This is a genomic window from Streptomyces sp. (assembly GCF_031181705.1).
In the GTDB taxonomy this organism is placed as follows: Bacteria; Actinomycetota; Actinomycetes; order Streptomycetales; family Streptomycetaceae; genus Streptomyces.
Map to the genome: position 1 here is coordinate 1 of NZ_JAPSKN010000014.1, position 20,310 is coordinate 20,310.

Below are 20,310 nucleotides of genomic sequence, written 5' to 3' on the forward strand. Positions count from 1 at the left end.
AACGGCCGTTCAGCCGCCGCGCGGCTCCCGCCGCCGCTCAGACCGCCCCGGCGACGTCCTCCGTGACCCCGTTCAGAGGGGAGGCGGGATCGGTGCCGTACGGGCGGGTGATGATCTCCAGGCCGTGGCCGGACGGATCGAGGAAGTAGACGCCCCGGCCGCCGTCGTTGCGGTTGATCCGGCGCGGGTGGTTGCCGTGCGGGTCGGCCTGGATCGGAATGCGGGCCTCGACGAGGCGGGCGAGGGCCTCGTCGAACTCGTCCTCGGAGACGAGGAACGCGTAGTGCTGCATGGGGATGTCGGCGTCGATGGTGAGGAAGTCCAGCGTGACGCCGTTGGCGGTCGTCACCGGCAGGAACACCCCGGTCGGCGCCCCGACCTCCAGGCCGAGGATCTTCGCGAGGAAGTGGGCGGACTGCTCCCGGTCACGGGACAGGACGATGGTGTGATTGAAGTCGACTGACACGGTCAATGCCTCCACGGGCATCTCCACGGCGCCTCCATGCCTCACCCGGCCGGTGACCGGCACGCGATGCCGCGCCGTGGATCGTAGACAGGGGCGGGCACGGCCGTCGAGCGGTTTTCGGCCGTGACCGAGCGGCTCCCCGGCGCGGGTCCGTCGGCCCTGCCGGTGCGGGCGATCCTGACAATTGTCAGGGACCGTGCCGTCCCGGGCCTCCCTACAGTGCTGAGCGTCGGACACACCATCAGGGGGATCTCGACATGTCCATTCGTCTCTTCGCCAAGGCCGCGCTCGTCGGCGCCGGGGCGCTCGCCCTGCTCGGACCGCTCACCGCCGGGACCGCCACCGCGGCCGCCGCCGGCGAGCAGGGCGGCGCCCACGTGCTGGCCGCGCCGTACGCGGTCGTGCCCTACGAGGCCGTGAACGTCCGCAGGGGTCCGGGCACCGGCTACGGCATCATCACCACCGTCCCGGCGGGCCAGCCGCTCGGCGCCTACTGCTGGACCCGCGGCGAGCGCATCAACGACAACGGCTACTCCAACGACGTCTGGGTGAAGCTCCTGGAGGGCTACGTCAGCGCCGTGTACCTCAAGGGCAACGAGTACGGCGACCTGCCGGCCTCGGCGCGCTGCTGACCCGACATGACCACGTCGGACCGCACGGACCACGCCGTCCACACCCTCAACTCCTAGTCCTACGGGGGACAGACACATGAAGCGACTGATCAGCTGCACCGCCCTCAGCCTCGCCGCGGCCGCGCTCGCCGTCGGCGGTCTCGCCACCTCGGCGCAGGCGGCCCCGGCCGTCGCCAACGGGGGCGACCCGGCGCTGACCGACGTCTACATCTGGGCCACCGACGTGAACCTGCGTCAGCAGCCCACGACCGACTCCCCGCGTCTCGCGCAGCGTTCGCAGTGGTGGGCGGACGCCATCTGCCAGACGCAGGGCCAGACCGTGCACGACCCGGCGGTCGGCACCAACAACTGGTGGACCGCCGTCATGGAGTTCACGGGCAGCGACGTCGCCTGGGTGAACAACCTGTACATCCGCGGCGGCCAGAAGATCGCCGGCGTCCCGGACTGCTGACGCACCGTCCCGTCCACCGGCCCGCGGCCGGTGGACGGACAGCCCGAAGGGGCGGACCGAACGTTCCGGTCCGCCCCTTCGGCGTGCGCGCCGCTCAGTACCAGCCGGTCTCGGCCAGGTCGTGGCCGTCGCAGGAGAGCACGGCCTTCGAGACGCGGCCGTGGAGGTTGTTGCCCATCATCGTGTAGGCGTAGTTGATGCCGGGGTCGACGGTCTCGGAGACCCACCCGTCGACGCGCCCCACGCCGCTGTCGGAACGCTGGAGCACGGCGGCACAGCCGGCCCGCGAGTTCTCGATCCGGGCGAACGAGCCGCACTTGTCGGAGTAGAAGTACTTCAGGGCCATGCCTTCGGCGTACTTGGTGGGCCCGATCTGCCGGAACGTGCCCGAGCAGTAGGAGGTGGTGGGGTACTGCCCCTCGTTCCCGTAGGCCCCGTAGTTGCCGCCCGAGTAGGAAGCCGCCTGGGCGGAGGTGGGGAGGAGCGCCATCACCGCGGCGGCGCCCCCGGCGGCCAGCAGTGTCCTGAGAGATCGGCGGCTCATGAGTCCTCTTTCGTGTGGTCGTCGGATGTGTCCGGCCGTGCGCGGGCGGCCGGCTGCCCAGCCGGCCCTCGCTCGCTGCCGAGACCGTACGGTCCGTCGCCCCGTCCACGGCACCTGACATCTATCAGGGTCGGCACCGCAGGTCGCCCGGGGTGCGGCGGGGCGCGGTGGCCCCCTGACATCCGTCAGGACCGTTCGCCCGCCGCGGCCCCTACTGTGTCGGCCACGGGGCCGAGGTTCCCCGCGGACCACCGGCAGACCAGGAAGGGCAACCATGCGCATGCTCCTGCGCGGCGCCGCCGCGCTCGCGGCCGTCGTCACGGTCGCGTCGCTCACGAGCGGTGCGGCGGCACAGCCACGGCCGGAGAAGGCCGCGGGCACCGTCCGGGCGGCGGCCGCCCAGATCCCGCCGGGCGTCACGGCCGGCGTCGCCGTCTACGACCGCCGCACCGGCACGTTCACCGAACAGGTCAACGACAGCGCGCAGTTCAGGTCCGCCTCGGTCGTGAAGCTGCTGCTGGCCCTGGACTTCCTGTGGAACCGCGGGCCCGACTACACGATCCCCGCGGCCGACCGGGCGCTGCTGGAGCCGATGCTGCGCAGCAGTGACGACGACGCCGCGAACCACTACTGGTCGACGTACGGCGGCTCGGCGATCATCGACCGGATGGTCGCTCCCGACCGGCTCGGCCTGCGCGACACCCAGGGGCCGCCCGCGGGCTACCCGGGCTACTGGGGCTACAGCGCCGTGTCGGCCCGGGACACGGTGACGATCTACCGGTACATCCTGGAGAAGGCGCCCGCGCCCGTGCGCACCTTCATCATGGACAACCTGCGGGCCTCGACCCGCTGCGCCTCCGACAAGTTCGACCAGCACTTCGGCATCGCCGGGGCGTTCGACCGCCCCTGGGCGGTGAAGCAGGGCTGGGCCGGCGCGTACGCGAAGGGCACCTGCGGTCCGCAGGGCGCGGCGGACGTCCGGGCCGCGACGGCCGAGGGGGCCGCTCCGAAGGGAGCAGCGGACGTGGATCTCACCCGTCCCGCCCTGCACAGCACCGGCACGGTGGGTGCCGACGACCGGTCGATCGTGGCCGTGCTGACCACGCACCCGGTCGGCACCTCGTACGGGAAGGCGTACACCGACATCGGGCGGCTGACCCGCTCGCTGAACGTGCCGGGCGGGGTGCGGCCCGCGGGGACGTGGTTCGGCACCTGGGGCGAGTTCGTGAACGTCCGCAAGGGACCGGCCACCGGTGACGACCGGATCACTCAGCTGCCGGCCGGGGTCGAGGTGCTGGTGGGCTGCCAGGTGCGCGGCCAGGTGGTCAACGTGCCGCCCTACACCAACGACTGGTGGGCCTATCTGCCCCAGTACAAGGGCTACATCTCCAACATCTACATCAGTTCGCCGGACAACCGGCTGCCGAACGTCCCGGAGTGCGCCTCGTAGCGGTCCGCGACGGGAACGGGGGACGAGCGGGGGGTGGGGCCGAGGCTCCGCCCCCCGCTCGCGTCGGTGTGTCTCAGCGCTGGTACTCGGCGAGGTAGCCGAGCACCCTGTCGACGTGCGGCCGGACCCGCTCGGGGACGCCGCCCTCCTCGATGACCGTGCGGTCGCTGGTGCGGTAGCCGGCCGCGACCAGTGCGGGCAGGTCCTTCTTCGGCAGCCCGGCCTCCTTGAAGCGCTGGTCGAGCCAGCACACGTAGCCGCTCATGGTGGAGATCGCGTCCGGTGGCGACATGTGGTCCTTGTCGCCGTCCTCGTCCCCGTCCACCGCCCAGGCGTTGAACACCGCCGGCGTCCACATGGCGATGCCGTACTCGTCGCTCTCCGGGCGGGAGGCCTTCGGGTCGAAGCCGCTCTCGGCCTTGATCATCGCGGCGAGCAGGGCGGGGGTGATCTCCTCGTCGGTGCAGCGGTGCGCGGCGCGGGTGATGACGGGGCGCAGCGCCTCGGGCACGTCGGAGTCCGCGGGGATCTCCCCGGGCGGAAGAGTGCTCGGGCCGGTGGCGGTGGGGGCGGGGGCACCGCTGTCGCGGTCCTCGTCGTCCGTGCCCACCAGGGTGACAGCGGCCAGTGCGGCGGCGGTCGCGACGACGAGCCCGGCCGCGACGGCCGGCACCAGGCGTCGTCGGCGGCGCGCCGGGCCGCCGGTGATCTCCTCGACACGGCCGGCGACGCCGAGGGCCGTGTGCGGGAGGCGGGCGGTGTGGTCGGGTGCCAGGCAGTCGGCGATCAGCCGCCGCAGGTCCTCGTCCAGACCGGCGTCGAGCCGCAGGGACGCGGTGCCGCGGGCGTAGCTCTGGGCGGCGAGGGAGCGGGCCCGGGCCGTGGCGCCCGGGAAGGGGTGCAGGCCGCCGGTGAGGACCTGGTGGGCGAGCACACCGAAGGCCCAGATGTCGGCGGTGGGCCTGACGAGGGCGCCCTCGGTGCCGGTGCGCTGGGACCACCACTCGGGCGGCAGGTGGTCCAGCGTGCCGAGCGGCGGCAGGTGGGCGTGGGTGCCGTCGAGTTCGGCGGCCAGCCCGAAGTCCGCCAGCCACACCTGCCCGTCCGCGCCCAGCAGGACGTTGGCGGGTTTGAGGTCTCCGTGCACCCAGCCGGCGGCGTGCATGTGGGCGAGGCCGGCGGCGACGCCGCGCAGGACGCGGGCGGCGCCGTCGATCGGAGCGCCGGTGACGGCCGCGTCGAGGACGTCCTTGAGGCTGGCCTCGGCCCGGTCCATGACGAGCGCGATCGCCCCGTCGAGGGCGGGCAGTTCCGGTGCCTCCACGGTGCACACGGCGTGGGTGCGCACCAGGTGCGGGTGGTCGGCCTCCGCGCTGAAGCGGACCTCGCGGGCCACGAGTTCGCCGAGTGCGGCACGCTGCCCCGGGCCCAGGGAACCGGTCGGCAGCACCTTCACCGCCACGGGCGTGCCGTCGGCGACCGCGCGGGCCTCGTAGACGGTTCCCCAGCCGCCCGATCCGATGACCGCGCCCACGGCCCAGCCCTCGATCCGGAAGCCCTCCGGGAGGCGGGGCCGGGGTGTCTCCAGGTCGTCCTCGTGGGGGTCGTGTCCGGAGGTCATGCTCCGGCCTCCTGCGGGGTGAGGCGGCCGGCGTTGCGCGGCGGCAGCAGGGCGAGGTGCTCCTCGCGGACCAGGCCGAAGCGCAGGGCGACGGAGGCCAGCCGGGTGCGCTTGGCGCCGGTCGCGGTGTCCTCGCCGAGGTCGAGGCGGAGCTTGGCGAAGGCGAGGTAGTCGATGTGGTAGTTGACTGCGGAGCGGGTCAGGTCCCGGCAGGACTCCAGCGGCCGCAGCCGCTCCACGATCTGCCCGACGCCGGGCAGCGCCGAGTCGGAGGAGTCGCGCAGCCGGGGTTCGCACAGGGCAACCAGGACGAGGAAGTACTTCGACGTGGGGTCCAGGGCGAAGGGGTGGACGGTCTGTTCACCGCCGCCCGGCAGCGACTGCTCGCCGAGGTAGGCGTGCTGGGGCGCGAACACCTTGAACGTGGCGGTGCCGGACAGGGCCGGGAGCACCACCCGGGAGAACTCGAAGGGCACGGGTGCGCCGAGCCTCCCCGGTGCGACGGTGAGGTACTCGCCGGCACCCTCCAGGTTCTCCACGACGTACGACACGCTGCGGCTGAAGTTGGACAGCCGCCAGTAGTCCCCGGCCGCTTCCAGTTGCCCGGCCCGGCGCGAGATGCCCGGGTCGGTCAGGACGATGCGCACTCCCGACCCCCCGCGGCCGAAGTCCGCGACGTCCCCCGGTCCCAGGTGGATCAGTTCGGGACTGCCCGCGTCGTCCTCGCCCCACTGCGACGGACCGGGCAACTGCACGATGATGGTTTCCACGCGGACTCCCCCGCTGATGACGCCCCCGATTTGGTCGCCAGGATTGTACGGGCGGATTCCGCTTCCCGCGGAGGCGGCGCGGCCCGCCTCGGCCATCGCGTCGGGGACGCCGCGCGACGCACGCGAGTTCCCGCCATGATCCGTCGGCACGCGTCCCGCGCCTGTCCCGACTCGCTTTCCTTCACGGCGAGTTGAGCGTCGAACGGCGGCAGGGCCGTCGCGCTCGGCCGGCGGCGGCGCGAGCACGTCGGTGCCGCGGCCGATACCGGGCTCTTGGGCGCCCCGGAGGGCCGGCCGGGAGTCAGCCGAGGCAGATGACGAGGAGGCACAGCTCCTTCGCCTTCGGGTCGGACGGCGGCGTCGTGGGCGAGGTGGGGCTCGTCGCGGGCGGGTCGGCCGCGGGGGGCGCCGGCTGCTGGGCGTCCGAGCCGGCGGCCGGGGGTGCCGCCGGCTCGGTGGCGCCCGACCCGGAGGTGCCGGAGGTGCCGGTGGCCGTGTCGGCGGCGCTCGGGCCGGTGGTCCGGCGCGGCGGGGTCGTCAGCGGCAGCTGGCGCGGCGTGGCGGCCGTGTCCGTCCGGGTGTCCGCCGGTGTGGTGCGGGGATCGGCGGCCGGGGGCTGCTGGTGGCGCGAGACGCGGCCGGCGAGCGGCGGGCCGGTGGGCGAGGTGCGCGGGGTGGCGTTCTGGTCGGCCGTGGGCTCGGTGTACGTCGGCGCCTCACCCTTGGCGCCGCCCATGGGGGTGTCCTCCGGCGTGGTGGCCGCCTGCACGCCGGGCGCCGCGTCGCCGCTCATCGCGGCGACGGTGAGGCCGCCGCCGACGAGCGCGACGGCGGTGGCGACCACGGCCCGGCGCTGGTTCTTCTTCCAGCGGGCCAGCTGGCGCCGCCGGGCCGCCCGCCCCTGCGGGCGTGCCGCGTAACCGTCGGCCGGGCCGGTGTCCGGGGCCTCGCGGCCGTCGGCCGGGCCGGTGCCGGCGGCCTCGTCACGGCCGCCCTCGGTGCCGGGGACGTCCCGGGGGCCGGCGGGGGTCCCGTCCCACAGGGTGCCGTCGTGCCAGGTGCCGGTGGCGGCCGGGTGCTCCTGTACGGCGGGGTACTCCCGTACGGCCGGCCCGGTCGCGGCCGTGGCGGTCGCGGAGGCCCGGCCGGTGTGGCCGTCGCCGGCGGTGGGGTCGATGTCCGGGGCGTAGGCGCCGCACCCCGGGCAGACCAAGGCGCCGTTGAGGTGCCGACGGCACGAGGAGCAGTAGTCCATGTGTGGTCTTCCCGATCTGGCTGTTCCGGCGGCTCGCCGGCCGCGGCCTGGTCACGTTCGCGCGTGGGATCGAGCCGTAACGCTAACGAGGCTTTGAACGGTCCGTGTGCAGCCTGTGTGTCACCCCTGCGCAGATCCTCTGGACCTCCCGTGTGGTGCGGGTGACCGGTGAGTAGACCGGCCGGAATCCGGGCATCCTCGGTCGCCCGGCCCCGCCGCGCGCGGCACGGGAACACCAACTGGCTTGTTTTTCCCGGTACATGACGCACAACCCTTTGCACCTTCGGCGGGTCACACCATGCAGGAGCAACCACCTCGAAGAGTTGCATGGGGGAAATATGAGATTCGCCCGTTCCATCCTGTCCGCGTCCGCCGTGGCGGCGCTGTCGCTGGGGACCATGACCGCCCTGGCCGCGCCGGCCTCCGCCGCACCCGACACCACACCGCAGAAGGTCTGTGGAAGCGGCTACAAGACGGTCAACTCGGCATCCGTCGGCTCGCTGGGGACGGTCTACCTGACCTACAACTCCGCCAACGGCCAGAACTGCGTCGCGACCATCCGCAACAACCCGGGCACGGCCGTGAACATGTCGGCCTGGATCTTCGTCCCGGACACCGAGGAGAGCCACTACGACGAGGGCCTGTTCACGTCGTACGCCGGACCGACCTACGTCCACGGCAAGGGCCACTGCGTCGACTGGGGCGGCAGCATCGCCAACACCTACGTGCAGGTGTACGGCTCCAACTGCGGCTCCCTGAAGGAACACCGGGTGACCTTCACCCGCTGATCCACCTCCGGCCGGCCACCACGGACACCGTGTCCGTGGTGGCCCGGTCACGTCCGGGCCGGGAGCCGGACAGCGGCCGGTCAGGCCCAGGCCGCCACCGGCAGGAACGAGCTGTCCTGACGGAACAGGTCCGTGCCGTTCGAGCGTTCCACGCGGAGCTGGTAGGCGTAGTGGCGCAGGTAGTGGCCGGGGTGGTTGTACGACTCGAAGCGGACGGAGCCCGCCGCCGCGCCGGCGCGCAGGACGAACGTGGCGTCCCCGGCGAACGTGCCGGTGCCGTCGTTCGTGTCGAAGCGCGCGCGGAAGTCCCAGTGGCGCAGGTACTTGCCGGACGCGTCGCGGAAGGAGTAGCCACTGCCGTCGGCGAGGCCGGCGACGACCGTGAAGGTGGCGGCCTGCTTCTCCGCGGTGGTGCTGGAGCCGCTGACGACCGGCAGGTCCAGCAGCGAGGACCGCTGCTGCCAGTAGCGGGTCGTGTAGTTGGCGGAGCGGAAGGAGCGGGTGACGTTCCGGGCCAGGGCCGGTCCGCCCGCCACGGTCTCCTTGACGACCGTGAAGTGCCGGGCCGTGCCGGAGATCGCGGGCAGTGCGGCCGGCGCCGTCCAGGTGGCGAAGGTGTCGTGGCTGTCGCTGTAGTAGTAGTTCCCGTCGCCGTAGCCGTCGAAGAAGATCCGCCAGGCCCCGTTGTCGAGCCGCACCAGCGCCGGGCCCTCGCGGTAGCCGCCCCAGCCGGCCCAGTCGCCCGTCCGGCGGATCGTGTAGGGGCCGGCGAGGTTCGAGGCGGTGGCGTACTCGATGTACTTCGTCGTCTCGTTCTTCGGGAAGGCGTGGTACGTCGAGCCGGTCCGCACGATGAACGTGTCGATGTGGTTGGCGCCGATGCCGGCCAGGGGCACCGGTGAACTCCACGCCGTGAGGGCCGAGTCGGTGGCCCGCAGCAGATAAGGCGTGAAGATCCACTCGTTGTCGGTGGTGGAGCAGGAGACGATGAGGTGCACGCTGCCGTCGCCGTCGACGAACCACTCCGGCGCCCAGGCCCGGGAGAGGTTGGCCACGGGAACTCTGTAGTCGTACAGGAAGGTCCAGTTGACGCGGTCGGAGCTGCGGGCGAAGCCGATGGTCGTGCTGGTGTCCTGCCAAGTGCGCGTGGTGTAGGTGACGTAGTAGGAGCCGTCGGTGTGCCTGATGACGCTCGCGTCGCGGATCCGGCCGGCGGGTGGTGTGTACGCGGAGGCGCGCAGCAGGCGGAAGTCGGTGGCGTCGTCCGACTGGTAGACGTTGACCGTGCCGTCGTCGCTGTCGAGGAACGGCACGATCGTGTAGCGCGTGGCCGAGCCGCTCGGGGGTGCCGCCGCCAGGGCGCCGCCGAGCAGTCCGGGCGTCCCGCCCAGCAGCGCCGCCGAGGCGGGCACGGCGGCCAGGGCGCGCAGCAGGCCGCGGCGGGACGGGGCGACGGGATGTGGGGTCACGGAGCTCTCCCTCGAGCAACCGGATTCGACATGTCGAACAGAGTTCGGCACATCGATCAGCGAGTGGGGGCTCAGAAACTAGAGGCCGGTCGAAGGGCCGTCAATGGTTTGAACAGCGGCGGATGAGCCCAGTGAGGAAGACGTGGCCCGTGGGTGAACGTCCACTGCCGACAGCGGCGTTCCCCCGCCGGCCACCGGACGTTACCGTTCGGTAGACAAGCCGCTTCCGGAGGTGTCCGCATGACGCTCGACCGTGCCGCAGGCCTGGCGGAGACCGCTCGCGCGCTGGCCGCCGGGGAGGTGACGTCCCGGGCGCTGGTGGAGCGCACCCTGGCGCGCGTCGACGCGACGCAGGGCGACCTCAACGCCTTCCGGATCGTGCGGACCCGGGCGGCGCTCGCGGAGGCCGAGGCGGCCGACCGGGAGCTTGCCGCCGGCATCCGCAAGCCGCTGCTCGGTGTGCCCGTCGCGGTGAAGGACGACATGGACGTGGCCGGCGAGCCGACCGCGTTCGGCTGCTGCGGGGAGTTCCCGCCGGTCGCCGAGGACGGCGAGGCCGTACGGCGGCTGCGCGAGGCCGGGGCGGTGATCGTCGGCAAGACCAACACCTGCGAGTTCGGGCAGTGGCCCTTCACCGAGGGGCCCGCCTTCGGCGCGACCCGCAACCCGTGGAGCCCGGACCACACCCCCGGCGGTTCCTCGGGCGGCTCGGCGGCGGCGGTCGCCGCCGGGCTGGTGCCCGCCGCGCTCGGTTCGGACGGCGCCGGTTCGGTGCGGATCCCGTCCGCCTGGACCCACCTGGTGGGCATCAAGCCGCAGCGCGGCCGCATCTCCACCTGGCCGCGCGGCGAGTCCTTCCAGGGCATCACCGTCAACGGCACCCTCGCCCGCACGGTCGCCGACGCGGCCCTGCTGCTGGACGCGGCGAGCGGCAACCACGCCCGGGACCCGCACCGCCCGCCGGCGCTGGACGTCTCGGCCGCCGTGGGCCGTGACCCCGGTCGGCTGCGCATCGCGCTCTCCCTCAAGCCGCCGTTCACGGCGGTGCCCGCGCGCCTGCTGCCGGAGGTCCGCACCCGGGTCGAAGCGCTCGCCGAGCACCTCGCCGCCGCGGGGCACCGGGTCGAGGAGGCCGACCCGCCCTACGGGCAGATCGGTCTGACGTTCGTGCCGCGCGCGACGGCCGGGATCGCCGAGCGGGTGGGCGAGGCGCCGTTCCCGGCTCTGCTGGACCGGCGCACCCGGGACGCGGCCCGGCTGGGCCGGCTCCTCGGCGGGGCCCCGCTCAGGGCGGCGCGGCGGGCGGAGGCCGTGCTGCACCGCCGTATCGGCGCGTTCTTCACCTCCTACGACGTCGTCCTCGCGCCCACGACCGCCGCTCCCCCGCCCCGCATCGGCGCCCTGCTGGAACTCAGCGGGTTCGCCACCGACCGGGCGATGATCGCCGCCTGCCCGTACGCCTGGCCGTGGAACGTGCTGGGCTGGCCGGGGATCAACGTGCCCGCCGGCTTCACACCGGACGGCCTGCCCGTCGGGGCCCAGTTGCTCGGCCCGGCGAACAGCGAGCCGCTGCTGGTGCAGGTCGCCGCGCAACTGGAGGCGGAGCTGCGCTGGCCCGAGAAGTGGCCGTCGCCGCCGGTCACGGCCCGTTCCGCCGCGGCCTGAGCGCTCCTGGACGCCGTACGAGGCTCGACGCACGGCCGGGAAGGGCGCCGGTGGACGTCGAGCGCCCCGCCGGGCGTGGTCGCGGACGCGGCCTCTAGGGTGCCCCCGTGACCGCGATTCCGGATGAGAACGCCCCCGGCCGCCACGGCCCCTCCGCCACCGTCCAGGCCGACCCGCGCGAGGTGGGCCGGGTGCGCACGGAGTACTCGCCCGCCCACGACGGTGACCCCGACCCGGGCGAGATCGTCTGGACGTGGGTGCCGTTCGAGGAGAACGACGGGCGGGGCAAGGACCGGCCCGTGCTCGTCGTCGCCCGCGAGCCGGCCGGGACGTTCCTCGCCGTGCGGCTGTCCAGCAAGCGGCACGACGGCGACCGGGAGTGGGTGCCGATCGGCAGCGGCCCCTGGGACCGGTCGGGCCGGGCGTCGTGGGTCGACGTCGACCGGGTGCTGCGCCTGCACGAGGACGGCATGCGCCGGGAGGCCTGCGCGCTGGACCGCATGCGGTTCAACGCGGTCAGGCGCCGGCTGCAGGAGCGCTACGGCTGGAGCTGAGCGCCTCGGCGTGCCCGGGCCGGCCGCGTGAGCGGTGCCGAGCACCTCCTCGAAGGCGCCTGGCACCGTGCGGGCCTTCGTCCGGTCCAGCCCCTGGCAACGCCCCGCCACCTGCGCCGGGTCGGTCGCGGAGCACCACGCCCGCGTGGGGCGCGTGCCTGGGCGCTGTCGAGTAGCCGCCGCCCGGGATGGGGGCACCTTCCTGCTCGGACGGAGTTGACAGCTCGCCGGGAGGGCCGAGGCGAAGTTCAGCACGGCCACGTCTCCGCCCCCAGCCGGCGGGCGGCCTCCGGACCGCTCGCCGGCGACCTCGGCCGGCGTGCGCGTCACCCGGACGGCGGCCACCGCTACCGGTTCCGGCCTGTGGACCCGCTTGCCTTCCCGCGCCGCCCGTACCTGCGCCGCGATGAAGCCCTCGCGCCCGCCGGGGCGCGGTCCGGCCCCCGCCGCGACGATCCGCCCGGTCCCCCGCGCGACACCGCGCAGCCGCGCGCGCTCACGGCGCCACCCCCGTGCGCGCCGTGACCGCGTGCCGCGCGGCCGGTCCTGTCGTGCTCACGTCGGCATCGTGGCCGACGGCGGACCCCGGCGCAACGCGATTTTTCGGTGGCCGGGAAACGCCGGGGAAAGCACGGCAGAACGCACGGCCGCCCCCTGTGACGGAACCAGAACATCCCGATTCGCCCCCTTGTGCGAGACGGCTCGAACGTCTTGGGTGGGACGAGTGATCCCGGCCCGGGCCGCCGAAGAGCCCGGCCCGATGGCATGGTGGAATCTCAGGAGGATCCCGACATGTCCGATTCGACAAGTGGCTGTACCGAGCCACGCACCCTGTTGTCCGAGGCAGAGGTCGAGGCCCTGGTCCGCGGCATCTGCTTCAAGACCGGCCCGCCGCGCCGCCTCGGTGTCGAGGTGGAATGGCTCGTCCACGAGCTGCGCGCACCGCAGCTCCCCGTCACACCCGAACGACTCGAAGCGGCCTACGCCGCACTGCGGACCCTGCCCCTGAGGTCGGCGCTCACCGTGGAGCCCGGCGGCCAGCTGGAGCTGAGCTCGCCGCCCGCCGCCTCCCTGACGGAGGTCGTCCGCACCGTCTCCGCCGATCTGGACGCCGTCCGCGCCGTCCTGCGCGAGGACGGTCTCGCCCTCGTCGGCCTCGGCCACGATCCGTGGCACGAACCCCGCCGGTTCCTGCGCGAGCCGCGCTATGACGCCATGGAGGCCTGTCTGGACCGCGACGGTCCCGCCGGCCGCGCCATGATGTGCACCTCGGCCTCCGTGCAGGTGTGCCTGGACGCCGGCCACGAGGTGCCCGGACCCCTCGGCCATGTGCGGCGCTGGTGGCTCGCCCACCACCTGGGCGCGGTCCTGGTGGCGGCGTTCGCCAACTCCCCGCTCGCCGGCCACCGGCCGACCGGCTGGCTGTCCACCCGGCAGCTGCTGTGGACCAGGATCGGCGCCGGCCGGGCGGGCGGCCCGCCGCTGGACGCCGACCCGCGCGGCGCCTGGGCCCGGCACGTGCTGGACGCCCCCGTGATGTGCGTACGGCACGAGGGCGCGCCGTGGGAGGTCCCGGACGGGCTCACCTTCCGCGAGTGGATCCGCACCGGCGCGCCCCGCCCGCCCACCCGGGATGACCTCGACTACCACGTCAGCACGCTGTTCCCGCCGGTCAGGCCGCGCGGCCATCTCGAACTGCGCATGATCGACGCGCAGCCCGGCGACGACGGCTGGATCGTGCCGCTGGCGGTGGTCGCGGCGCTGTTCGACGACCCGGAGGCAGCCGAGACCGCCTACCGGGCCGTGAAGCCGCTGGCCGAACGGGCGCAGGGGCTGCCCGCTCCGCACAACCCGCTGTGGCTGGACGCGGCCCGCTCGGGACTGGCCGACGCCGAACTGCGCGAGGTGGCCGTCACCTGCTTCACGACCGCGCTGGACGCCCTGCCCCGGCTCGGCGCCGCCCCCGGGGTCGTCGAGGCCGTCACCGCCTTCCTGGACCGCCATGTCGTCCTGGGCCGCTGCCCCGCCGACGACCTGCTCGACCGACAGCGCGGCACGGACGCTCGCGCCGACGAGAAGGACTTCCGCCCATGACCGACCTCTCCCCCGCCGTCGCCACGGACGGCGGCACCGCCGATCCGGAGGCACTGCGTGCACGCGCGCTCACCTCGCTCGTCGTCGCGCGCGACCGCACCACGCTGCTGACCAGTTGCGTCGAGGAGCCCGACCTGACGGCGCAGCACTCGCCCCTGATGTCGCCGCTGGTGTGGGACCTCGCCCACATCGGCAACCAGGAGGAGCAGTGGCTGCTGCGGGCCGTCGCCGGGCAGGAGGCGATACGGCCCGAGATAGACAGCCTCTACGACGCCTTCGAGCATCCCCGCGCCGAGCGGCCGAAACTGCCCCTGCTCTCCCCCGCCGAGGCCCGGAGCTACGCGGCCGACGTCCGCGCCCGGGCGCTGGACGTGCTGGAGAAGGCCGCCTTGCACGGGACGCGGCTGACCGAGGCCGCCTTCGCCTTCGGGATGATCGCCCAGCACGAACAGCAGCACGACGAGACCATGCTGATCACCCATCAGCTGCGCACCGGTCCGCAGGCCCTGACCGCCCCGGACCCGGAGCCGGTGGGGTTGTTCACCGGCCCGTCCGAAGTCCTCGTGCCGGGCGGCCCGTTCACGATGGGCACCTCCGACGAGCCGTGGGCCCTGGACAACGAACGCCCCGCGCACCGGCGCGAGGTGGCACCGTTCTACATCGACACCACGCCGGTGACGAACGCCGCCTACCAGGCGTTCATCGAGGACGGCGGGTACACCGACCCCCGCTGGTGGGCGGCGGAGGGCTGGGCGCACATCCGCGCGCACGGCATCGGCGCCCCGCTGTTCTGGCGGCGGGACGGCGGGCAGTGGCTCAGGCGCCGCTTCGGCGTCACGGAGGTCGTCCCGCCCGACGAGCCCGTGGTGCACGTGTGCTGGTACGAGGCCGACGCCTACGCCCGCTGGGCCGGCCGCCGGCTGCCCACCGAGGCCGAGTGGGAGAAGGCGGCCCGCCACGACCCGGCCGGCGACCGTTCCACGCGCTACCCCTGGGGCGACGCCGACCCGGGCCCCGAGCACGCCAACCTCGGCCAGCGGCACCTGCGCCCGGCGCCCGCCGGCAGCTATCCGGCCGGGGAGTCGCCGCTCGGCGTACGGCAGTTGATCGGCGACGTCTGGGAGTGGACGGCGAGCGACTTCCTGCCCTACCCGGGTTTTCGGGCGTTCCCGTACAAGGAGTACTCGCAAGTCTTCTTCGGGCCCGAGCACAAGGTGCTGCGCGGCGGTTCGTTCGCCGTGGACGCGGTGGCCTGCCGGGGCACGTTCCGCAACTGGGACTACCCGATCCGCCGGCAGATCTTCGCCGGGTTCCGCACGGCCCGCTCGGAGGACGTCTGATGTGCCGTCATATGGCTTACGTGGGACCGCGGGAGGCGCTCGGCCGGTTCCTGGTGGAGCCCCCGCACGCGCTGTACCGGCAGTCGTGGGCGCCCCGGCACCAGCGGTACGGGACGGTCAACGCCGACGGTTTCGGCGTCGGCTGGTACGCGCAAGGAGACCCGGTGCCGGCCCGCTACCGCCGGGCCGGGCCGATCTGGGCGGACCTGTCGTTCACCGACCTCGCCCGGGTCGTGCGGACCACCGCGCTGCTCGCCGCGGTGCGGGACGCGACCCTGTCGGGCGCCGACGCCGAGGCCGCCGCGGCCCCGTTCGCGGCGGGGACCTGGCTGTTCAGCCACAACGGCGCGGTCCGGGGCTGGCCCGGCTCCCTGGCCGCGGTGTCCCGGACGCTGCCGCCCGAGGACCTGCTGTCGCTGGAGGCCCGCAACGACTCGGCGCTCGTCTGGGCGCTGGTCCTGGCGCGGCTGCGCGGCGGCGACGAGGAGGGCCAGGCGCTGGCCGACACGGTGCTGGAGGTCGCGGCGGCGGCCCCCGGCTCCCGCCTCAACCTGCTGCTCACCAACGGCGACACGATCACCGCCACCGCCTGGGGCGACACCCTGTGGTACCTCACCCGGCCCGGCGGCGGCACCGTCGTGGCCTCCGAGCCCTACGACGACGACCCGCACTGGCGGCAGGTCCCCGACCGCACACTCCTCGCGGCGAGCCGCACGGACGTGCTGCTCACCCCGCTGAAGGAGCCGGCCGAACCCCTCGCGCCATCCTCGAAGGAGTCCCGTACGTGAGCCCGTTCCACCTGACCCGCACGCTGCCCGGGGACGCCACGGAGGCCGCGCTGCGCGCCGACGTCCACCGGGGTCTGACCGGCCGCCCCAAGACGCTGCCGCCCAAGTGGTTCTACGACGCGCACGGCAGCGACCTGTTCGAGCGGATCACCGAACTGCCCGAGTACTACCCGACCCGCGCCGAACGGGAGATCCTCCTCGCCCGCTCCGGCGCCATCGCCGCGGCGACCGGCGCCCGCACCCTGGTCGAGCTGGGCTCCGGCTCCTCCGACAAGACGCGGCACCTGCTGGACGCCCTGACGGACCTGCGCACATACGTCCCGGTCGACGTCAGCGGCAGTGCCCTCACCCAGGCCGGGCAGGCGCTCGCCGCCGAGCGGCCCGGGCTGGACGTGCACGCGCTGATCGCCGACTTCACGGCGGAGCTGACGCTGCCGGACACGCCGGGACCCCGGCTGGTGGCGTTCCTCGGCGGCACCATCGGCAACCTGCTGCCCGCCGAGCGCGCCGCGTTCCTGGCCGCCGTACGCGCCCTGCTCACCCCGGGCGACGCGCTGCTGCTCGGCACGGACCTGGTCAAGGACGAGGAAGTCCTGGTCCGGGCCTACGACGACGCCGCCGGGGTGACGGCCGCGTTCAACAAGAACGTGCTGACCGTGATCAACCGGGAGCTGGGCGCCGACTTCGAGCCCGGCGCGTTCGACCACGTGGCCCTGTGGGACGCCGGGCACGAGTGGATCGAGATGCGGCTGCGCTCCCGTACGGCGCAGACGGTGAAGGTGCCGGCGCTCGGCCTCGCCGTCGACTTCGCGGCGGGCGAGGAACTGCGCACCGAGGTCTCGGCGAAGTTCCGGCGGGAGGGCGTGCGCGCCGAACTGTCCGCGGCGGCCCTGGACCTGACCCACTGGTGGACGGACGGCGCGGGCCGGTTCGCGCTGTCGCTGAGCGTGGCGCGCTGACACCGCAGGGCCCCTGGACGGCGGCGGGGCGGGGACGACGTCTCGCGCTTCGCCGCCGCGTGGGGCACGGTGGAGTGACGCGTGGCACACCGGTCACTCACGGAGGAGCAGCGGCATGTCGAACCACACCTACCGGGTCACGGAGATCGTCGGCACCTCGCCCGACGGCGTCGACCAGGCGATCCGCAACGGCATCGACCGGGCCTCGCAGACCCTGCGCAACCTGGACTGGTTCGAGGTGACGCAGGTGCGCGGCCAGCTGGAGGAGGGCCGGATCGCCCACTGGCAGGTGGGACTCAAGGTGGGCTTCCGGCTGGAGGGGTCCGAGTAGCGCAGCCGGTCCACCGCACGGGTCCCGGTCTCAGGTGCGTCCTTCCCGCTCCTGCGCCGCCTTCATCTCGGCGGACCGGTCCGCCCAGTCGGCCCGTACGACGGTGAAGCCCGCGCGCCGGGCGTCCTCGCAGACCAGTTCGTCGTCGTCGACGAGGACGCGGACCTCGCGCGTGCGGGCGAGCCGCTTCAGGACCTCCAGCTTGGTGAACCGGGCGGGCCGGCGGTCGGCGTCCCGCCGCATGTACACGCGCCCCTCGGGCAGCCCCTGTGCGGCCAGCCAGTCCAGCGTGTCGCGCCGGCAGCGCTCGGGCCGCCCGGTGAGGTAGACGATCTCGCACTCCCGCGCGCTCTCCCCGACCAGCGCGATGCCCTCGGCCAGCGGCCCGTCCTGCGGCGCCGCGGCGAAGAACCCGTCCCAGTCCTTCGGCCTGCGCTCCAGGAAGCGCTGCCGGTGCGCGGTGTCGGCGAGGGTGTTGTCCAGGTCGAAGACGGCCAGCGGGGCCTTGCTGCGATCGTCGTTCACGCAGCCCAGCCTAGGCCCCCGGTCGCCGTCCCGGCCCCCGGCCCGCGTCGGTCCGCACCGGGCCGAGCCCGGTGGCGCATTTCGGCCAGCCTGGCCGGAGAAGCGATCCGGATCACTCGCCGCCCCGCCTTTTCCCGCAGGCCGTCGCGGGACCGTCCGTTGCGCGACCAGGCGTGAACGAGCCATGCGCGCGGGGCCATTCATCCGCACGGTTGATGGCTCAAGCACGGCACTGACATACTCCGCTTCCAGCCTCGCCACCACCCGTGGCCGGGGCTGGTCGGGGATCTCCACACCGAGCCCCAGGCCGTATACGTGTTTCCGGGCAGCCAGTCGTCCCGGTTTCACGAACCCCCCACACAGCCCGCACCCCCACAGTGTCCCCGGCGTCCCTCCACCCTGCGCGAAAAGCCGGGCGCGGCGCTGACTCGACGGGGTCGAGTGCGGGGCACGAAGCAGCGAAGAAGGTGCGCCTGTGCCCGAATTCCCACCGCGGCGGGACGACACTCCCCCCTTTCCGTATTCGCCCGTCGAACATACTCCGCGGTCCCGCATATCCGACCACCCGGAATTTCACTCTCTGCGTCGCGCACAGCGCCGGTTCGGCATCCGGGCGACGATCCTTTCGGTCGGCGGATTCCTGCTGTATGTACTGCTGTCGAGTTTCGTCCCCGCGGTGATGAACCAGCCCCTGTTCGGCCGTTGCACGATCGGACTCGGCCTGGGCCTCGGGCAGTTCGCCGTCATGGGCGTGACCGCCTGGTGCTATGTCCGGCACATGCGCACCCGGGTCGACCCGCTCGCCCGGGGCCTGCGCTCCCGACTGCAGCACGAGAACCAGAGCCGTCGCGCCCGGTCCGCCGCGCGGACCGCCGGGGCCGGCCGCCCGCTCCAGCCGGGCACCGGGGGGTTCCGCACGTGGTGACGGCCGCCGCCATCGACGACCGCAGCCTGCAGCTGACGTTCGTCCTGTTCCTGACCGTGGTCGTGATCACCCTGTTCACGGCCCTGCTGACGGCTCCGCAGCGGGACGAGATCAGCGAGTTCTACCTCGGCAACCGCGCCATGTCGCCGCTGCGCAACGGCCTGGCCATGTGCGGCGACTACCTCTCCGCGGCGACGCTGCTGGGCAGCACCGGACTCGTCGCCCTGACGGGGTACGACGGGCTGATGTACCTGGGCGGCACCACCGTGGCGTGGATGATGGTGCTGTTGCTGATCGCCGAACCCCTGCACCGCACGGGCAGGTTCACGCTCGGCGACACGGTCGCGCTGCGCCTGCCCCGGCGGCAGCGGCCGGTGCGGGTCGCCCTGGCCGTGTGCGTCCTGGTCGTCACGACGCTCTACCTGGTGGCCCAGCTCGTCGGCAGCGTCGCGCTGCTGACGCAGTTCACCGGCGTGCCGAGCGGCACCACCCGCACCCTGTGCGTGGTCGTGATCGGCACCTTCGTGATCCTTTACGCATCCCTCGGCGGCATGCCCGGCGCGACGGTGATCCAGATCAGCAAGGCCGTGATGCTGGTGGTGGGCGTGCTGTTCACCGCGGGCTGGGTGCTGTACCACTTCCGCTGGAACCCGAACGCACTGCTTCAGCGGGCGTCCGAGCGCAGCGGATCCGGGCCGGGCTTCCTGGAACCCGGGCTGCGCTACGGCGGCACCGTCAGCAACAAGCTCGACTTCCTCAGCCTCGAACTGGCCATCGTGCTCGGTCTCGCCGCCCTTCCGCACGTGCTGATGCGCCTGCTCGCCCCGCGCAGGAGCGGCGTGCTGCGCTCCTCCGTGCTGTGGGCGATCGGCCTGGTCGGCGCGGTCTGCTTCGGCGCCGGCATCCTCGGCCTCGGCGCCACCGCGCTGCTCGGCCAGGAGACCCTCGTGAGCACCGACCGCACCGGCAACTCCGCCGTGCTGCTGCTCGCCCACGAGCTGGGCGGCAGTGTGCTCACCGCGCTGCTGACCTGCCTGGCGTATCTGACCCTGCTGGCGGTGGCGGTCGGCCTCACCCTGGCCGCGGCCTCGTCCCTGGCGCACGACCTGTACAGCGAGGTGATCCGCAAGGGCCGGGCGACCGAGACGGAGGAACTGACCGTGGCCCGGCTGTCCGGGGCGGTCATCGGGATCCTCGGCATCCTGCTCGCGCTGGTCGCCTGGGGCGCCAACACCGCGACGCTCGCCTTCCTGGCCTTCGCCATCGCCGCGTCCGCGATCCTGCCGACGATCGTCTACACCCTGTTCTGGCGGCGCTTCTCGGCCGGGGGAGCCCTGCTCAGCCTCTACGGCGGCCTGCTCTGCTCCGTCCTGCTGGCGGCGTTCTCCCCGGTGGTCTCCGCCGCTCCGGGTTCGTTCTACCCGGACGCGGACTTCGCCTGGTTCCCGTTGCAGAACCCGGGCATCGTCTCCATTCCCGCCGGTTTCCTCCTGGGCTGGCTCGGCACGGTGCTGGACAAGGGTCCGGCGGAGGAGGCCGGGACGCACGAGGCGTTCGAGGTGCGGATGCTCGTGGGCGCCGACGACTGACACGGACACCGCGCGGAACGGCGGCCGGGTGCACCGGGACGCAGATTGTTAATGGGATCCATTTTCATGTAGCGTCTCGGTGCCGTCCACCGAG

20 protein-coding genes are annotated in these 20,310 nt (G+C 73.5%); 13 read left to right on the forward strand and 7 right to left on the reverse strand.

The features are described 5' to 3' along the window. Positions 1-37 precede the first annotated feature (37 nt). A complete protein-coding gene (locus tag RIN80_RS05145; RefSeq protein ID WP_309094338.1) occupies positions 38-466 on the reverse strand; it encodes a VOC family protein in 429 nt (142 codons plus the stop codon). A 257-nt stretch (positions 467-723) separates the two neighbouring features. Here RIN80_RS05145 and RIN80_RS05150 point away from each other — a divergent pair, with 257 nt between their 5' ends. After that, on the forward strand, positions 724-1,098 hold the full coding sequence (locus RIN80_RS05150) for an SH3 domain-containing protein (protein WP_309094281.1): 375 nt from the start codon (positions 724-726) through the stop codon (positions 1,096-1,098). A 76-nt stretch (positions 1,099-1,174) separates the two neighbouring features. Continuing rightward, positions 1,175-1,549, forward strand: coding sequence for a peptidase M23 (locus tag RIN80_RS05155; protein ID WP_309094282.1), 375 nt, complete (start codon positions 1,175-1,177; stop codon positions 1,547-1,549). A gap of 94 nt (positions 1,550-1,643) precedes the next feature. On the opposite strand, the gene RIN80_RS05160 is transcribed toward RIN80_RS05155, so the two are convergent. After that, positions 1,644-2,093, reverse strand: a complete 450-nt coding sequence (locus RIN80_RS05160; protein WP_309094283.1) for a hypothetical protein — start codon at positions 2,091-2,093, stop codon at positions 1,644-1,646. A gap of 274 nt (positions 2,094-2,367) precedes the next feature. On the opposite strand from RIN80_RS05160, the gene RIN80_RS05165 reads away from it, so the two are divergent. After that, positions 2,368-3,543, forward strand: coding sequence for a hypothetical protein (locus tag RIN80_RS05165; protein ID WP_309094284.1), 1,176 nt, complete (start codon positions 2,368-2,370; stop codon positions 3,541-3,543). A 73-nt stretch (positions 3,544-3,616) separates the two neighbouring features. Here RIN80_RS05165 and RIN80_RS05170 read toward each other — a convergent pair whose 3' ends face one another. The 3 genes from RIN80_RS05170 to RIN80_RS05180 all read right to left on the reverse strand — a co-directional run bounded on the left by RIN80_RS05170 (position 3,617) and on the right by RIN80_RS05180 (position 7,189). Next, on the reverse strand, positions 3,617-5,164 hold the full coding sequence (locus RIN80_RS05170) for a serine/threonine-protein kinase (RefSeq protein ID WP_309094285.1): 1,548 nt from the start codon (positions 5,162-5,164) through the stop codon (positions 3,617-3,619). After that, positions 5,161-5,934, reverse strand: a complete 774-nt coding sequence (locus tag RIN80_RS05175; RefSeq protein ID WP_309094286.1) for a serine/threonine protein kinase — start codon at positions 5,932-5,934, stop codon at positions 5,161-5,163. The genes RIN80_RS05170 and RIN80_RS05175 overlap by 4 nt, the downstream gene beginning before the upstream one ends. A 301-nt stretch (positions 5,935-6,235) precedes the next feature. After that, a complete protein-coding gene (locus RIN80_RS05180) occupies positions 6,236-7,189 on the reverse strand; it encodes a hypothetical protein (protein WP_309094287.1) in 954 nt (317 codons plus the stop codon). 338 nt (positions 7,190-7,527) lie between these two features. Between RIN80_RS05180 and RIN80_RS05185 the strand changes: the two genes are divergently transcribed. Continuing rightward, positions 7,528-7,977 (forward strand): spore-associated protein, encoded by a 450-nt coding sequence (locus RIN80_RS05185; protein ID WP_309094288.1) that lies wholly within the window; start codon positions 7,528-7,530, stop codon positions 7,975-7,977. An 80-nt stretch (positions 7,978-8,057) separates the two neighbouring features. Here RIN80_RS05185 and RIN80_RS05190 read toward each other — a convergent pair whose 3' ends face one another. Further along, positions 8,058-9,446: a glycoside hydrolase family 43 protein gene (locus RIN80_RS05190; RefSeq protein WP_309094289.1), complete on the reverse strand. Its 1,389-nt coding sequence runs from the start codon at positions 9,444-9,446 to the stop codon at positions 8,058-8,060. A 240-nt stretch (positions 9,447-9,686) separates the two neighbouring features. Between RIN80_RS05190 and RIN80_RS05195 the strand changes: the two genes are divergently transcribed. The 7 genes from RIN80_RS05195 (at position 9,687) to RIN80_RS05225 (ending at position 17,177) form a co-directional block, all read left to right on the forward strand. Continuing rightward, on the forward strand, positions 9,687-11,111 hold the full coding sequence (locus tag RIN80_RS05195; protein WP_309094290.1) for an amidase: 1,425 nt from the start codon (positions 9,687-9,689) through the stop codon (positions 11,109-11,111). A 107-nt stretch (positions 11,112-11,218) separates the two neighbouring features. Then, positions 11,219-11,665, forward strand: a complete 447-nt coding sequence (locus RIN80_RS05200) for a type II toxin-antitoxin system PemK/MazF family toxin (RefSeq protein ID WP_309094291.1) — start codon at positions 11,219-11,221, stop codon at positions 11,663-11,665. Positions 11,666-12,457: 792 nt separating this feature from the next. Then, positions 12,458-13,759 carry an ergothioneine biosynthesis glutamate--cysteine ligase EgtA gene (gene egtA, locus RIN80_RS05205; RefSeq protein ID WP_309094292.1) on the forward strand — a complete coding sequence of 434 codons (1,302 nt, stop codon included), beginning with the start codon at positions 12,458-12,460 and terminating at the stop codon, positions 13,757-13,759. Further along, the gene (gene egtB / locus RIN80_RS05210) at positions 13,756-15,099 is read left to right on the forward strand and encodes an ergothioneine biosynthesis protein EgtB (protein ID WP_309094293.1); all 1,344 of its coding nucleotides are present in this window, start codon (positions 13,756-13,758) and stop codon (positions 15,097-15,099) included. The genes egtA and egtB overlap by 4 nt, the downstream gene beginning before the upstream one ends. Next, positions 15,099-15,887, forward strand: a complete 789-nt coding sequence (gene egtC, locus RIN80_RS05215; RefSeq protein ID WP_309094294.1) for an ergothioneine biosynthesis protein EgtC — start codon at positions 15,099-15,101, stop codon at positions 15,885-15,887. Before egtB ends, egtC begins: the two co-directional genes overlap by 1 nt. Next, positions 15,884-16,846, forward strand: coding sequence for an L-histidine N(alpha)-methyltransferase (gene egtD, locus RIN80_RS05220; RefSeq protein ID WP_309094295.1), 963 nt, complete (start codon positions 15,884-15,886; stop codon positions 16,844-16,846). Before egtC ends, egtD begins: the two co-directional genes overlap by 4 nt. A 115-nt stretch (positions 16,847-16,961) precedes the next feature. Next, a complete protein-coding gene (locus RIN80_RS05225; protein ID WP_094053312.1) occupies positions 16,962-17,177 on the forward strand; it encodes a dodecin in 216 nt (71 codons plus the stop codon). A gap of 30 nt (positions 17,178-17,207) precedes the next feature. On the opposite strand, the gene RIN80_RS05230 is transcribed toward RIN80_RS05225, so the two are convergent. Beyond that, entirely contained in the window at positions 17,208-17,702 is a 495-nt protein-coding gene (locus tag RIN80_RS05230; RefSeq protein ID WP_309094296.1) for a hypothetical protein, read from the reverse strand. 475 nt (positions 17,703-18,177) lie between these two features. On the opposite strand from RIN80_RS05230, the gene RIN80_RS05235 reads away from it, so the two are divergent. After that, entirely contained in the window at positions 18,178-18,627 is a 450-nt protein-coding gene (locus RIN80_RS05235) for a DUF485 domain-containing protein (RefSeq protein WP_309094297.1), read from the forward strand. After that, positions 18,621-20,216, forward strand: coding sequence for a cation acetate symporter (locus tag RIN80_RS05240; RefSeq protein WP_309094298.1), 1,596 nt, complete (start codon positions 18,621-18,623; stop codon positions 20,214-20,216). Before RIN80_RS05235 ends, RIN80_RS05240 begins: the two co-directional genes overlap by 7 nt. Positions 20,217-20,310 lie beyond the last annotated feature (94 nt).